This is a genomic window from Pseudomonas sp. OV546, from assembly GCF_900116845.1.
GTDB lineage: Bacteria > Pseudomonadota > Gammaproteobacteria > Pseudomonadales > Pseudomonadaceae > Aquipseudomonas > Aquipseudomonas petroselini.
In genome coordinates, this window is record NZ_FPCE01000001.1 from 296,006 (window position 1) to 311,146 (window position 15,141).

The 15,141-nt window shown below is 64.0% G+C and carries 8 protein-coding genes; 3 read left to right on the forward strand and 5 right to left on the reverse strand.

What is annotated here, in order from left to right; all coding sequences use genetic code 11:
• Positions 1 to 73: 73 nt before the first annotated feature.
• Positions 74 to 1,528, reverse strand: a complete 1,455-nt coding sequence (gene adeC, locus BM403_RS01465) for an AdeC/AdeK/OprM family multidrug efflux complex outer membrane factor (RefSeq protein WP_305883426.1) — start codon at positions 1,526 to 1,528, stop codon at positions 74 to 76.
• Entirely contained in the window at positions 1,528 to 2,322 is a 795-nt protein-coding gene (locus tag BM403_RS01470; protein ID WP_015884801.1) for a helix-turn-helix transcriptional regulator, read from the reverse strand. Before BM403_RS01470 ends, adeC begins: the two co-directional genes overlap by 1 nt.
• Before the next feature lie 489 nt (positions 2,323 to 2,811).
• On the opposite strand from BM403_RS01470, the gene BM403_RS01475 reads away from it, so the two are divergent.
• Together BM403_RS01475 and BM403_RS01480 are read left to right on the forward strand one after the other, a co-directional pair.
• Positions 2,812 to 9,033 (forward strand): non-ribosomal peptide synthetase, encoded by a 6,222-nt coding sequence (locus BM403_RS01475; protein WP_093541315.1) that lies wholly within the window; start codon positions 2,812 to 2,814, stop codon positions 9,031 to 9,033.
• 212 nt (positions 9,034 to 9,245) lie between these two features.
• Positions 9,246 to 10,172 (forward strand): ATP-binding cassette domain-containing protein, encoded by a 927-nt coding sequence (locus BM403_RS01480; protein WP_093541317.1) that lies wholly within the window; start codon positions 9,246 to 9,248, stop codon positions 10,170 to 10,172.
• Here the strand turns inward: BM403_RS01480 and BM403_RS01485 are convergent, their stop codons facing one another.
• The 3 genes from BM403_RS01485 to BM403_RS01495 form a co-directional block, all read right to left on the reverse strand.
• Positions 10,173 to 11,693: an ArnT family glycosyltransferase gene (locus BM403_RS01485; RefSeq protein ID WP_015884798.1), complete on the reverse strand. Its 1,521-nt coding sequence runs from the start codon at positions 11,691 to 11,693 to the stop codon at positions 10,173 to 10,175. It abuts the gene before it with no gap.
• Entirely contained in the window at positions 11,693 to 13,348 is a 1,656-nt protein-coding gene (gene arnT, locus BM403_RS01490) for a lipid IV(A) 4-amino-4-deoxy-L-arabinosyltransferase (RefSeq protein ID WP_093541319.1), read from the reverse strand. The genes BM403_RS01485 and arnT overlap by 1 nt, the downstream gene beginning before the upstream one ends.
• A 175-nt stretch (positions 13,349 to 13,523) precedes the next feature.
• The gene (locus BM403_RS01495; RefSeq protein ID WP_043205588.1) at positions 13,524 to 14,198 is read right to left on the reverse strand and encodes a lipopolysaccharide core heptose(II)-phosphate phosphatase PmrG; all 675 of its coding nucleotides are present in this window, start codon (positions 14,196 to 14,198) and stop codon (positions 13,524 to 13,526) included.
• Positions 14,199 to 14,472: 274 nt separating this feature from the next.
• On the opposite strand from BM403_RS01495, the gene BM403_RS01500 reads away from it, so the two are divergent.
• On the forward strand, positions 14,473 to 15,141 hold the full coding sequence (locus BM403_RS01500; RefSeq protein ID WP_046036508.1) for an ABC transporter ATP-binding protein: 669 nt from the start codon (positions 14,473 to 14,475) through the stop codon (positions 15,139 to 15,141).

The window sequence follows — 15,141 nt, forward strand, 5'->3', positions numbered from 1 at the left end:
ATGGCCTATCTTGTAGTGAGCGGGCTTGCCCCGCGCTGGGCTGCGCAGCAGCCCCAAACCCCCCCCTGTACATTCACCTGATACGCCGCAGTGGTCCGATTGGGGCGGCTTCATCACCCCGCGCGCTCGCCATGGGCGCAGGCATGCCATCCCCCCACGCGCCCCCCAGCGCCGTATACAAATTCACCTCCGCCACCAACTGGGCCAGGCGGTCCACGATCAATGCCTGCTGCGAGCTGAACAACGCACGTTGCGCATCCAGGAAGGTGAGGTTGCTGTCGACGCCGCTGCGGTAGCGGTGTTCGGCCAGGTTGTAATACTGCTGGTTGGCCGCGACGAAATCCCGCTGCGCGTCCAACTGGTCGATAAAGGTCTGCCGCGCCGCCAGGCCGTCGGCGACTTCCTGGAAAGCGGTCTGGATGGATTTTTCGTATTGCGCCACGCTGATGTCTTTTTGCAACTTGGCATAGTCGAGGCTTGCGCGCAGGCTGCCGGCGTTGAAGATCGGCAGGTTGATCTGCGGTTGGAACGTCCAGCTGCCCGAGCCTCCCTTGAACAGTCCCGACAGTTCGGTGCTGGCGCTGCCGGCATTCGCGGTGAGGCTCACCGAAGGGAAAAACGCCGCGCGTGCGGCGCCGATATTGGCGTTGGCGGCGCGCAGTTGGTATTCGGCCTGGAGGATATCCGGGCGGCGTTGCAGCAGGTCGGAGGGCAGGCCCGCCGGTACGCGCGCCACCCAGTCAGCCGCGAGTGGGCGCGCGGGCAGTTGTTCGTCCACCGGGCCGCCCACCAGCAGGGCCAGGTTGTTGAGGTCCTGGGCCACTTGGCGCTCGTAGCGGGCCACGCTGGCGCGGGTGCTTTCGACGCTGGTACGGGCTTGGACCACGTCCAGAGCCGAGGCTTTGCCCGCGGTTTTACTGCGGCTGGTGAGGCGCAGGCTATGGTCGTTGGCCACCAGGGTTTGCTGGGCGAGGGCCAGCAATTCCTGGTCGGCTCGCCAGGTCAGGTAGGCATTCGCGACGTTCGCCACCAGGCTCAGTTGCGCGCTGCGTCGGGCCTCCTCGGTGCCCAGGTAGGTGAGCATGGCCTGTTCGCTGAGGCTGCGCACGCGGCCAAAAAAATCCAGTTCGTAGGCACTGATACCCAGGGTCGCGGAGTAGCTGGAGGTGATGGCCGGCTTGCCCGTGCCATTCACATCGCCGGGCAAACGCCGACGCTGGCCGGCCCCGGTGGCGGACACGGCGGGGAAAAGATCCGCACGCTGGATACGGTACTGCGCCTGGAACGCCTCGACGTTCAGCGCCGCCACCCGCAGGTCGCGGTTGTTGACCAAGGCATCGCGAATCAGCTGCTGCAGCGCCGGGTCGTGGAACAGCTGTTGCCAGTCAGCGCTGCCGGCCTGCGCCTGTGCATACACACCCTGCTGCGGATACTGCACAGGCACCGGCGCTTGCGGTCGCTGGTAGTCCGGGATCAGCGAGCAACCGCTGAGCATCGATGCCATCGCCAAAGTACTCAATGTGCGCATCAGGCCCCCACCATCCATTTGGCCAGGCCATGCCGGCCACTCACGCCCAGCTTGGCGGCGGCGCGCTTGAGGTAGGTTTCGATGGAGCTGTTCTTCACACTGAGTTTTTCCGCCATCTGCGGCACGGTACCGCCGGTCAGCAGGCCGAGGCACACCTCTTGCTCGCGTGCCGACAGGGTGATGTCGCCCAGGGACAGGCGCTTGTAGAACTCACGCTGCAATTGGGATTGCTCCAGCAGGGTATGGGCCGCTTCGGTCTCGGGGTGCGGTGCCTGGCGCAGGCTTTGGGCGTGGCACTCCATCAGCGGCAGCAGGGTGTCCGACAGGCATTTGAGAAACGACAGCTCGGGCAGGGAAAACCCGCGGTGGTTTGGCGGCCGGTAGAACGAAATCACACAGCGCCGGTTGCCCTGGCGCGACACCAGGTTGCACTGGTGCGAGGTGCCGCGAGGGTATGCACTCTTGGCCTTGGCCTTCAGTTGGATCAGCAGCGGGTCGTGCATGCCGAGCATTTCCCGCAGCAGCGGGTGATCGTCCATGGAGTTCAGGGCCAGGGGCGGTGGCAGGTCCTGCTTCTGGCCGGCGCTGCCCAGCAGCTTGATATCGAGCACGCGGTCGCGCAGCTCGTCGAGGGTCCATTCGCTGAGATCCACCAGGTGGATCGGTACCCATTTGTCCACCAGGTGCAGCATGTGCGCGGCGAAGTCCGGGTGACCGCTGTTGGCAATCAGTTCGCCCATTTCTGCATAAAAATTCGGGCTTTGCGTGTTGGCGGTAGTGCTGATCAAACTCATAGCCATCTCATCCTTGATGTCGAAAACCGTCAACAGATTCTCTGAGCCTCTGCGGGGGCGATCCGTTGCTCACCCACCAGAGTCGGTATTCGAAATTGTATTTAGCCAGGGGATTCGTCCTACGTATGTAGCGGAAACGAGGGACACAACGTGCCATAAAAACAACGTCATTAATTCGACGTTTCTGAGCGATGATTCCGGCCACGAAAAATCAGTAGATGTCTTTAGAGTTATTTAACTGCTTGATAAATATGGAAAATAATTATTTTTAAAAAACCTCCCCCCGACCTGGCATCGGCCAGATATAGCCAATCTCCTACATCTCTTTAATCGTTTCAGCAATGAACCCTCAGCCAAGCCCGTTCCGTGCGTTTGGGTGTCCGGGTTTAGGGTGACAGACAGCCCCGGGGCCCCATGCTCCAATCCGGCCCATTCGTCGTAATGGGCCTCCCTGCGCGGCCAGTGCCTGACCCCCATGAGAAGGATCTTATGAAGCATTCCTCCCGCCTGCCGGCCAGCTTCCCCCTTACCGCCGCCCAACAGGACATCTGGCTCGACCAACTGCGTGCAGGTGACTCACCGCTGTACAACATCGGCGGTTATGTGGACTTTGCCGGCGCCGTCGATCCGAACCTGATGCAGCGTGCCATCGAGCTGCTGGTGGCCAAGCACGATGCGTTGCGCACGCAATTGCACAGCGACGCCAACGGCCTGCCTCGGCAGACCTTCGCCGCCACGGTGGCCGTGGACCTGACGCGGCATGACGTGAGTGCAGCCTCCGACCCGCACGCCGCCTGCCACGCCCTGATGCAGGCGCAAATGGCCTTGCCGTACGCGCTGCAGGGCGCGCCACTGTTCCGCTTCTTGCTGGTCAAGCTGGATGCCGATCACTACCGCCTCGGCACCCAGGCCCACCATCTGATTCTCGACGGCTGGGGCTTCGGCCAAATGCTGCAATCCCTCGCGCGGCTGTACACCGCCCTGGCGCAAGGCCAACAGCCGGAGCCGCTGGCGCCGTCCTATATCGACTTTATCGACGCGGACGAGCGCTACCGTGCCTCGGCCCGCTATGCCCGCGACCGCGCCTATTGGCTGGCCAAGTACCCGGTGCTGCCGGAACCGCTGCTGACCCCGCGGCACGCCGCCAAGACGTCCAGCAACACCCTGGTGCAAGCGTTTCCGGCGGCCCTGCTCAACCGCATGGAGCAGGTGGCCAACCGTTACCAGGCGTCGGCATTTCATGTGCTGCTGGCGGCGATGTATGTGTATTTCACGCGCACCGCCCAGCGCCAGGAGTGGGTGGTGGGCCTGCCGATTCTCAACCGTTCCAATGCGCAGTTCCGTTCGACCGTCGGGCTGTTCACCCAGGTCAGCGCAGTACGGTTGCAGTTCGATGAGCAGTTGCCGTTCAGTGCCGTGGTGCGTGGCGTGCGCGACCAGCTCAAGCAGGATTTCCGCCACCAGCGTTTTCCCCTGAGTGAGATGAACCGTGAGTTGGGCGTGCGCCGCAGCGATCGCGGCCAGTTGTTCGACCTGTCGGTGTCTTTCGAGCAAGACGACCATGAGCTGCGCTACGGCGCCACCGCGGCGCGTGCGGTCAAAGTCTCCAACCACCATGAGCCGCTGCCGCTGGCGATCCACTTGCGCAGCAACCGCTACCAGGACACCGCGTGCCTGCATTGTGTGTACAACGAGGCGTACTTCGAGCACGACGAAGTGCTCGCCCTGGCGCAACGCTTTACCTGGCTGCTGGAGCAAGGGCTGGAAGACCCTGCGTTGAAGCTCAGTGATTTCTCGGTGGTGACGCCCGCCGAACAGGCCCGGTTGCACCAGTGGAACGCCACCGCCCAGCCCGGTACGCAGCCGCAGACCCTGCACGCGCGCATCGAAGGCCAGGCCGCGCGCACACCGGACGCGGTGGCGGCGGTTTACCAAGGCCGGCAGCTGAGCTACGCCCAACTCAACCAGCAGGCCAACGCCCTGGCTCATCAACTGCTGGAGCGTGGCGTACAGCCGGACGACCGCGTGGTGATCCTGGCACGGCGCGGGCTGGACACGCTGGTGGGGTTGCTGGCGATTCTCAAGTCCGGCGCCTGCTACGTGCCGGTCGACCCGGCCCATCCGGCCGAACGCCTGAACTACTTGCTGCAAGACAGCGATCCGGTGGTGGTACTGACCCAGCATGACCTGCTGCACCGTCTGCCTGCGCTGGATGTGCCTGTGCTCCAACTGGACCGCCCGACCTTTCACTTGGGCACCAACCCCCGCGTAGCGGTCAGCCCCTCCCACCTTGCCTACGTGATCTACACCTCAGGCTCCACCGGCTTGCCCAAGGGCGTGATGGTCGAACACCACACTGTCTCGAACCTGGTGGACTGGCATTGCCGGGCCTTTGACCTGCGCGCCGGCAGCCACACCGCCAGTGTCGCCGGGTTTGGTTTTGATGCGATGGCCTGGGAAGTCTGGCCGGCACTGTGTGTGGGCGCCACGCTGCACCTGCCGCCCGCCCATGACGGCGCCGAAGACATCGACGCGCTGCTCAGCTGGTGGCGCGCGCAGCCGCTGGACGTGTGCTTCCTGCCGACGCCTGTGGCCGAATACGCCTTCAGCCAGGGCCTGCAACACCCAACGCTGCGCACCCTGCTGATCGGTGGCGACCGTCTGCGCGCTTTCCCCCAGGCGCAGTCCTTTGCCGTGATCAACAACTACGGCCCCACCGAAGCCACGGTGGTCGCCACCTCCGGCCGCATGGACGTGGGCAAGCCGCTGCATATCGGCGCGCCGATCGCGAATGCCACCGCGTACGTGCTCGACGAACAGCAACGCCCGGTGCCCATCGGCGTAGCAGGGGAGTTGTACGTGGGGGGCAAAGGGGTGGCGCGCGGCTACCTGAACCGCCCCGATCTCAGCGCCGAACGCTTTCTGGATGACCCTTTCACCCAGGGCCGGATGTACCGCACCGGTGACCTGGCGCGCTGGCTGCCGGACGGCAACCTGGAATACCTGGGGCGCAATGACGACCAGGTGAAAATTCGTGGCGTGCGCGTCGAGCTGGGCGAAATCGAATCCGCGCTGGCCGCCCACCCGCATATCCAAGCGGCCGTGGTGCAGTCGCGCGAGGGGCAATTGCTGGCCTGGTTCGTGCCGCGTGAAGCCGTGCCGATCGAGGCCTTACGCAGCCACCTGCAAGCGTCGCTGCCCGACTACATGCTACCGGCCGCCTACCAGCCAATGGACGCGTTGCCCCTGACCGCCAACGGCAAACTCGACCGTAAGGCGTTGCCGGCACCCAGCCAGGACGCCTTCGTCACACGCCGGTATGAAGCCCCGCACGCGGGCGTGGAAAGCGTCTTGGCGCAGCTGTGGGCCGAGCTGTTACACGTGCATCAGGTGGGCCGCCACGACCACTTTTTCGAACTCGGCGGGCATTCCTTACTGGCGGTGCAATTGGTGCAACGCATGCGCCAGGTCGGGCTGCGCGCCGATGTGCAGGTGTTGTTCGGCCAGCCGACCCTGGCGGCATTGGCGGCGGCCAGTGAATACAGCGAGGTGGATGAGGCGGACCTGGCCGAACCGGATCAGGCCAGCCTGGCGCTGATCGTCGCCGGCATCCCCGGTGGCGCGGCCAATGTGCAGGCGGTCTATCCGCTGGCGCCGTTGCAGGAAGGGTTGCTGTACCACCACCTCACCGATGAGCACGACCCCTACCAGCAGCAGGCGCTGTTCAGCTTTGCGCGACGCGAGCAATTGGACGCGTTTGCCCAGGCCTTGCAACAGGTGATCAACCGCCACGACATCCTGCGCACCAGCCTGGCGTGGGAAGCCCTGGAGCAACCGATGCAGGTGGTCTGGCGCCAGGCGCAGTTGCGCGTCGAACCGCTGCGCGAGGGGCATGAGCCGCTGGATTTGCGCCAGGCGCCGCTGATGGCCCTGGACTATGCCGAAGAGCCGCAGCAGCAACGCTGGGTCGCGCGGCTGCGCTTCCATCACTTGGTCAACGACGCCACCTCGACCACGCTGCTGATGCAGGAAATCCGCGCCCACTTGCTCGGTCAACAGGCGCAACTGCCGGCGTCGGTGCCGTATCGCAATGTGGTGGTGCAAGCCCGTTCACCGGCGCGACAGGCAGGGCATGAAGCGTTTTTCCGTGAGCAGTTGGGGGATGTGGACGAGCCGACCCTGGCGTTCGGTCTACAGGCGCGCCAGGCGGATCGGGCGCAAACCGACGAAGCCGAACGCGCACTGGGCGAGCGTCTGCATCAGCGCGTGCGGGCACAGGCGCGTGGGCTGGGCGTGAGCGCCGCCAGCCTGTTCCATCTGGCTTGGGCCCAGGTGCTCAGCCGTGTCGCGGGCCGCGATGATGGGGTGTTCGGCACCGTGCTGCTCGGCCGTTTGCAGGCCGGTGAGGGCGCCGACCGCGCCTTGGGCATGTTCATCAACACCTTGCCGCTGCGGGTGCGCCTGGCCGGGCGGACGGTGGCCGATGCCCTCACGGACACCCACACCCAGCTCAGCGCCTTGCTCGCCCATGAACAAGCCTCCCTTGCACTGGCCCAACGCTGCAGCAGCGCGTCGCCGTTGTTCAACAGCCTGCTCAATTACCGGCACACCGACGCCGAGCGCGACCTGACCCTGGTGCCGGGCATCGCCTTGCTCAGCAGCGAAGACGTCCTCAGCTACCCGCTGATGCTGACCGTGGACGATACCGCCAGCGGCTTCCGAATCAAGGCCAAGGCCCCGCGCACCGTGGGCGCCGGGCGCCTTTTGGATTACCTCGAAACCGTACTGGTCAACTTGGTGGACGCGTTGGAGCAGACGCCGCAAAGGCCATTGCGCGAGGTGCAGGTGCTGCCCGCCAGTGAGCTGAAAACCCTGCTGGTGGACTTCAACACGACGGCCACCGACTACCCCGACACCCTCACCGTGCAGGCGCTGTTCGAAGCCCATGCGCGGCAGATCCCCCACGCCGTGGCGGTGCAGGCCGGCGCGTTGCAACTGACCTACCGCGAACTCAACGAACGCGCCAACCAGCTGGCCTTCCACTTGCGCGAACGTGGCGTTCAACCGGACTCTCGCGTGGCGCTGTGCGTCGAGCGCGGACTGGACCTAGTGGTGGGCCTGCTGGCCATCCTCAAGGCGGGCGGCGCCTATGTGCCGCTGGACCCCGGCTACCCGCGTGAGCGTCTGGTCTACATGCTTCACGACAGCCAACCGGTGGCGCTGCTGGTACACGCCGCGACGCGCGATTTGCCGGGCGAGGTGTCGATCCCGGTGATCGACTTCGACCACTGTGCCTGGCGCCAGGCGCCCATCGGCAACCCGCTGGTGCCGGGTTTGAGCGTCGCCAACCTGGCCTACGTCATGTACACCTCGGGCTCCACCGGCACGCCCAAAGGCGTGATGATCGAGCATCGCGGCCTCGGCAACCTGCTGCACTGGGGCTCTCAACTGTGCCCCAACGCTGAAGGCGGTGCGCTGTTGCAACGGGCGCCGTTCAGCTTCGACGGTTCGGTGTGGGAGCTGTTCTGGCCGCTCGCCAATGGCATGCGCCTGGTACTGGCACGCCCCGATGGGCATCGCGAGCCTGCCTACCTGGCGCAGGTGATTCGTGAGCAGCAGATCACGGTGATCAAGTTCGTGCCGGCGATGTTGCAGCAGTTCCTTGAACTGGAAGAATCGGCCCTGTGCACCAGCCTCACCGACGTATTGTGTGGCGGCGGCGAGCTCACCGAAGCCCTGGCCCGTGGCGTGCAGGCGCGACTGCCCAAGGTGCGCCTGCATAACGTCTACGGCCCCACCGAGGCCACGGTCGACAGCAGCGCCTGGACGCTGGAACCGGGCGCACCGGTGCCCGCGCTGCAATTGCCGATCGGCCGGGCGATCAACAATACCCGCCTGTATGTGCTCGACGCGCAGGATTCGCCGGTGCCGATGGGCGTCAGCGGGCAGCTGCATATCGGTGGCGTCGGCGTGGCCCGTGGTTATCTGGGGCTTGAGCAGATGACCGCCGAGCGCTTTATCGACAGCCCGTTTGTGCAAGGGGATCGGCTGTACCGCACCGGCGACCTGGTGCGTTACCTGCCGGATGGCAATCTTGAGTTTCTCGGGCGCAATGACTTCCAGGTCAAACTGCGCGGTGTACGCCTGGAACTGGGGGAAATCGAGTCACGGCTGTTGGCGCATCCGGCGTTGCGCGAAGTGGCGGTGTTGATTCGGGAAGAGCGGCTGGTGGCGTATTTCACTGTGCGTGCCGACGCGCCGAGCCTGGAAGCGTTGCGCGCTCATGTGCTGGAGCAATTGCCGGAGTACATGGTGCCGGCGGCGTTTGTGCGGCTTGATGAAATGCCCCTCAACCCTGCGGGCAAACTCGACCGCAAGGCATTGCCGGCGCCGGGGTTGGAGGCGGTGGTGAGCCGAGCGTATGCCGCACCGATCGGGGAAGTGGAAACCGTGATGGCCGGGATCTGGGCGGAGGTCTTGAAGTTGGAGCGGGTAGGGCGGCATGACCATTTCTTTGAACTGGGCGGGCATTCGTTGCTGGCGGTGAACCTGGTGGCGCGAATGCGCAAGGCCGGGTTGGAGGTGGATGCGCGGAGCGTGTTCAGCCAGCCGACGTTGGCGCAACTGGCGGCGTGTACCTTGACGCAGGTAAAGCGTGTGGACATCCCGCAAACCGCCATTCCTCAACTCAATCGCCGTCGCAGGATCTGAAGTGGCGGGCGGGCCCTGAAGGCGCTGGCTGAAAGCATTCAACACACTGCGGGCAAAGGCCTTATAACTCGAATGTTTTCGGCTATGCGATTCAGCTATTGGATTGTTCATGAGGTAATGCCTTTAATTCGGGACCTAACTCATTGTTGTTCGGAATAAATCAGCGCTGTCTGGCGTTGTAATGAGTCATCGTTGCGCCTTAGAGATTAGCCATGAGCAACCCCGTTGCCCCCGAGCCTTTGATCCGTCTGGTTGGCCTGTGCAAGACGTATGGTGCCCAGCAGGCGCTGGATCAAGTCACCCTGGATATTTACCCGGGTGAGGGTGTGGCCTTGCTCGGTGCCACGGGAGCGGGCAAATCGACCTTGGTCAAGGTCCTCAGCGGCAGCCTGGCGCCGGATAGCGGCGAACTGTGGGTCGAGGGCCAGCGCCAACGCTTTACCTCGCCGTTGTCGGCACGCCGGCTCGGCATCGTCGCCGTGCATCAACGGCCCGACGATGCCATCGCCCCCGGCCTGAGCGTGGCCGAGAACCTGTTGCTCGATGAGCTGGGGCAGCCCGACGCGGATTTTCTGCTCAACCGCAAAAGCCTCCTGCAACGTGCCGAAGCCATCGCCGCCGGGCTGGGCCTGGACCTGCCGCTGCAACACCCGGTCGAACGCCTCGGCCAGGCGGACCGTCAACTGCTCGTACTGGCGCGTGCCTTTGCCCAGCAACCCAAACTGCTGATCCTCGACGAACCGACGGCGGCCTTGTCGGAAACCGACGCCGAACGCCTGCTCGGCCTGATCGACAGCCAGCGCGCACGCGGTGTGGCCATCCTCTACATCTCCCAGCGCTTGTCCGATCTGCAACGCGTCACCAACCGCGCGCTCGTGTTGCAAGCCGGACGCCTGACCGGCGATCTCAATACCCGGCACTTGCCGAGCGCGGCGTACACCCTGTTCGGGGAAGTGGCCGGGCATCCTGCGGTGCCCCCTGACAAGGCCTTGCCGGTGCCGTTTCTGGAGCGGTTTACCCGCGCCGGGTTTATCCGCAACCGGGCGGAGGGGCGGGCGGTACAGGAGCACGTGGCCGGGTTGGGGGGTAGCCTGGGGCCTATCGGCACCGTGGACCCCGGCAAGGCTCGCAAGACCTGATCAGCGCGGCGATGGGATAAACGCCACGCTGCCTCCCTCGCGCTTCGCAAACCACCGCTCGCCGTTGTCCGGCTGGGTGGTAATCACGTGATGATCCGCACCCAGGTAGGCCAGTGGCGTTGGGTCGTCCTTGGAGAATTGCGCAACGATAATCGTGTGTTGCGGGTCGAAATCCTGGCCGCTGGTGTTGGCCAGCCAGGCCATGAACGCGGCGCTGTCGCCCTGGCGCGGGAAGTCCTGGGTTTCGGCTACGTAGTAGAAGGGTTTGCCGTGGTTTTGCAGGTACAGAGGGAGTTTGTTGTCGACTTCCACCAGCACCATCTGCCATTGGTTCCACGGTGCTGTTTGGGTCGCCTGGGTTTCCACGTCCTCGGCGAAACGCGTCACGCCGCCATTGCCGTTGGTCCAGGGATACAGCACCCCGAGCACCAGTAGCATCAGCACGGCGGCGCTTGCGAAACCTTTCTGCCAGCGCGGCCAACTCGCCGGGTTTTTCGCCAGCCGTTCACTCACCCACCAGGCCCCCAGCAACTGCGCGAACGGCACCAACGGCAGCACGTAGTAACTGCGTCGGCTGCCACTGGCGGTGAAGAACACGAACAGCAACCCCAGGCCCCACACCAGCCAACGTACGTTGGGCGGGGTCTGGCGCCAATGCCGCAACGCCAGCCACAGGCCAAGCAGCCAGCACGGCACCCATGGCAGGGTGTAGGCGGGCAGGTAGATCAGGTACGTGTGGATCGGGCCCATGTGGTCGAACGGGTCGAAAAAGCGCACCACGTTTTCGCGGAACACCAGCGCCAAGCCACTTTCGCCGTAGCTGGGTGCGCCGTAGACATGGGACAGCATGAACGGCACGGCATACACCGCGCCCGCCATCAGCAGGGCGAGTGGCAGGCGCAGGTTGAGATGGCGTTTGTAGCGATGCTCACTGAGCAGGTGCGGCAGCAGTACCAGGCCGGGCAGCACAAAGCCGATCAAGCCCTTGAACAGGGAGGTCACGGCCAACAACAGAAAGAACACGGTGTAGCGCCCAAGCCGTGTGTCCTGCGGCCCGCGCCAATACCACCACACGGCCGCCAGTACGCCGCATACCGTGAGCACGTCCGCCGTGGCGACGCGCGCCCAGAACAGAAAGTAGAAGGTGGTGGCGAGCATCCAGCCGGCAATCAGCCCGGTGCCCTTGCGCAACAGTTGTTCGCCGATCAGGTAGATCAGCCACACGCTCAGCCAGGCGCCGATCACGGACGGCAAACGTAACGACCACGGGCCGAGGCCGCCCATCGCGTGGGCGGTCGCGGTGATCAGCCAGTAGGAAGGCAGGGGCTTGTCGTAATAGGGCACGCCTTTGAGATACGGGTCGAAGTAGTCGCCGCTTTGCAGCATCTGCAAGGCAATGTTGGCCCAGCGGGTTTCGGGGCCCCACAGGTCGCGTGCGCCGAGGCCGGCGAGCAGCAGCACGGCCGTGACACCCAGCAATACCACCAGGGCGCCGCGTTCGGTTTTCCAGAAGGCCGCCATCAGGGCGATTTCGGGTAGATGATCAGTTCGAGGGCGCCCTTGTAGTAGCGTTTGCCCCCCGGCGGCAGTTGCCCCGCCTCACGCATCTCGCTGGTGCTTCTGACCCGCATCAGCACGCCCACCGAGCCGCGTTGGCGCGCGTCCTTGAGCCACGTCTGCACCTGTTCCAGTGCGACTTTGCGCTGCACCGAACCCGCGTACTGCAAGCCGTAGCGCAACTCGCCCTCGGTGTCATACAGCGCCACAGCCGGGCGTTGCAGGCGCCAGGCCAGGGCGCTGGCACTCTCCAGTTCGTTGCTCAGCAGTGCCTGGGTTTGTTGCAACTCTTCCAGGTGCTCGAGCACAAACTGGTCGGGCATTTCGTTGTCGGCGATCCACGCCGGCATGCTCGCCGGCAACAGGATCACCAGCAGGCCGATGCCCAGCGTCGGCGTGGCCCATAGCGTCAACGGGCGGAACGCTTGCAGCAGGTTAGTGAGGATCCATGCCAACAGCACGATAAAGGCCAGCGACAGGCTGAACATTTCGGCGTGGCTGTTGCTGTACAGCGGCCGGGCGATCTGCAGGTAGATCAGGCCGACCATGGCGACCATGCCGATCACGAAGTTGAGCAGGCCGTTGAGGCAGAGGGTGCGGGCACGGCCGGTGCTGATCAGGTCGACCAGGGTATGCCCCATCAACAACGCCAGGGGCAGCAGGCACGGCATGATGTAGGTCGGCAGCTTGCCGTTGCTCAGGCTGAAAAAAACCAGCGGCAGCAGCAGCCACAGGGCCAGGAAGGTGATTGCCGGCTGGCGTTTGTGCTGCCAGGTGGCGCGCAGGGTGGCGGGCAATAGCCCGGCCCAGGGCAGGCAAGACACCGCGATGATCGGTAGGAAGAACCACCACGGCCGCACGTGTTGCGCGTTGTCGGCGCTGAAGCGGCGAATGTGTTCATTCCAAAAAAAGAAGCGCCAGAAGTCAGGTTCCTGATGATGGATCGCCAGCGCCCACGGCAGGCAGACCACGGCGGCGACTGCGATTGCCAGCGGGCCGTAGCGCAGCAATTCTCCCAGGCGCCGTTGCCAGAGCATGTAGGGCACGGCAATCAGCACCGGCAGCACCCAGGCCAGGAAGCCTTTGGTCAGGAAACCCAGGGCGCAGGCCAGGCCCACCACGGCCCACGCCCCTAGACGGCGCCGCAGTGTGGTGCTGTCGAGGGCAAACCACAGGGCCACCAGGCTCAGGTTGACCCACAGGGTGAATTGCGGATCGAGGTTGGAATAACCCGCTTGCCCGGCCACCAGGCCGAAGCTCAGGTAGAGCAGGGCGCAGGCGAAGCTTTTGCGTGGGTCATTCCACAGGCGACGGGCGATCAGGTAGGCCAGCAGCACGCTTAAGCCGGTGGTCAAGGCCGAGGCGATGCGCACACCGAACAGGTTCTGGCCAAACACGGCCTGGCCGAGGGCGATCAACCAGTAGCCGCCGGCGGGCTTTTCGAAGTAGCGGATACCCATGAAATGTGGCGTGACCCAATTGCCGCTCAGGAGCATTTCCTGGCTGATCTGGGCGTAGCGGGTCTCGTCGGGGATCCACAAACCGTGCAGGCCCAGCGGCAATAGGTAAAACGCGACAAAGGCCAGCAACAATATCGGCAGCGGTTTTAATCGGGTCATGAAAACGTCGCTCCCTGACGTTTAGTGATGGATGTTTGAAGTAATGAAGTAGCGGAGACAGTCACGACGTTCACTGAATTACACAAAATATTCATGAGGTCCTTAATTAAAAGGCGCAACTAAACATGCCAGAACCGGGCTGTCTTTTTGCTGAACAGGCAGGAGGGGGGAGTTATTAAAGTTGTTTCAGCGCGGCGGGCCAATCCGGGTTATTGACGATACCCAATGCCTTGAACTTGCCGTTGGGCAATACCTGCACGAACAGGGCGCTGCCGTACTGGGGGAATGTGGCGTGGGGGAAACCCAGCGTGCTTTCGAAGTCGGCAATGCAGCCGCTGTGGGTGACGAAGACCAGGTTGCGTCCCGGGGTTTTGTGGCTGAGCAGTTCTTCGCCCATGGCCGCGCCGCAGACGGCTTGCTGGCCGGAGGTCAACTCGTTTTTGCCGAACATGAAGCGCAAGGTCTGCGCGGTTCGGATGGTCGGGCTGGCAAGCACGTCACTGCCTTCCATGCCCAACGTTTTAAAGGCTTTTCCCAGGTTTTCCGCGTGCTGGCTGCCACTGATCGTCAGGCCTTCGACAGGCCCCAGGCAGGGGTTGGTGGAGCGGTCGCAGCGTTCTTCGTGACGCACCAGCACGATCAGGTCGCCATCACGCCAAAGGGGCAGCACATGGGAGTTCAACAGGCGGTTGCCGACGCCCAGGTCGCGTGGCGAGGCGTGCCAGAACAGGCTGCCGGCGAGCAGCAGGCCGACCACGAAAAGCCCCAGCCACAGCGGTTGCAAGCGCTTGAAAAAGGCTCGCCGCGAGCGTGGTTTGGTCAGGGTAAGGTCAACCACTTCATTCACCATGGGCACTGTTGGCAGCGTTGTAATTAGTTAGGCGCAACGTGTGGGCGAATGCCTCAGTGACGCAGGAGGCTGTCACAGGGTGGCTGTCTTTTCGCTGAACATGTTGCGGTTAAAAGTTGTCAGGCAGGGCAACTAACAAGTTGCCGACGAATGACCGATGGCCGGTAATCTAAACAGCCATGGGTGGGCAGTCGGTGAAATCCATGTGAAAAATTTGCATGGCCTTGGGCGGCAGCCGTTATTCTCGATGGCCACCCATCAAACGAGAGTTGTCATGTTGCAGGTGCACGCCGTGTTTAAAAGCTATGTCACTCCGCAAGGGCCGCTGGCGGTGTTGGCCGGTGTGGACCTGCACTTGGCCGAGCGCAGCAGCCTGGCGTTGATGGGCGAGTCGGGCAGCGGCAAGAGCACCCTGTTGCACCTGGTGGCCGGGCTCGACCGGCTGGACGGCGGTAGCATCCAAGTGGGCGAGCAACGCCTCGACCAGCTCAGCGAAGCGCAATTGGCCCACTGGCGGCGCACCGAAATCGGCCTGGTGTTCCAGCAGTTCAACCTGATCGGCAGTTTGCGGGTCGAGGACAACCTGGCGTTCCAGGCGCGGTTGGCGGGGCGGTTTGACCCGCAGTGGCAAGCGCAATTGGTTGAACGCCTGGGCCTGGGCGATCTGCTCAAGCGTTACCCGGAACAACTCTCCGGGGGCCAGCAGCAGCGGGTCGCGGTCGGGCGCGCATTAGCCTCAAAACCGGGCCTGTTGTTGGCCGACGAACCCACCGGCAACCTTGACGAAGCCACCAGTGACGAAGTCTTGCAACTGCTGCTGGACCTGCTGCGCGACAGCCCTACCAGCCTGTTGATGGTCACTCACAGCCCGCGCATCGCCGCACGGCTGGACCGGCAGGTGGTGCTGCAGCGTGGGCGTGTCGTCCCTGCAGGCGCCGCTTGA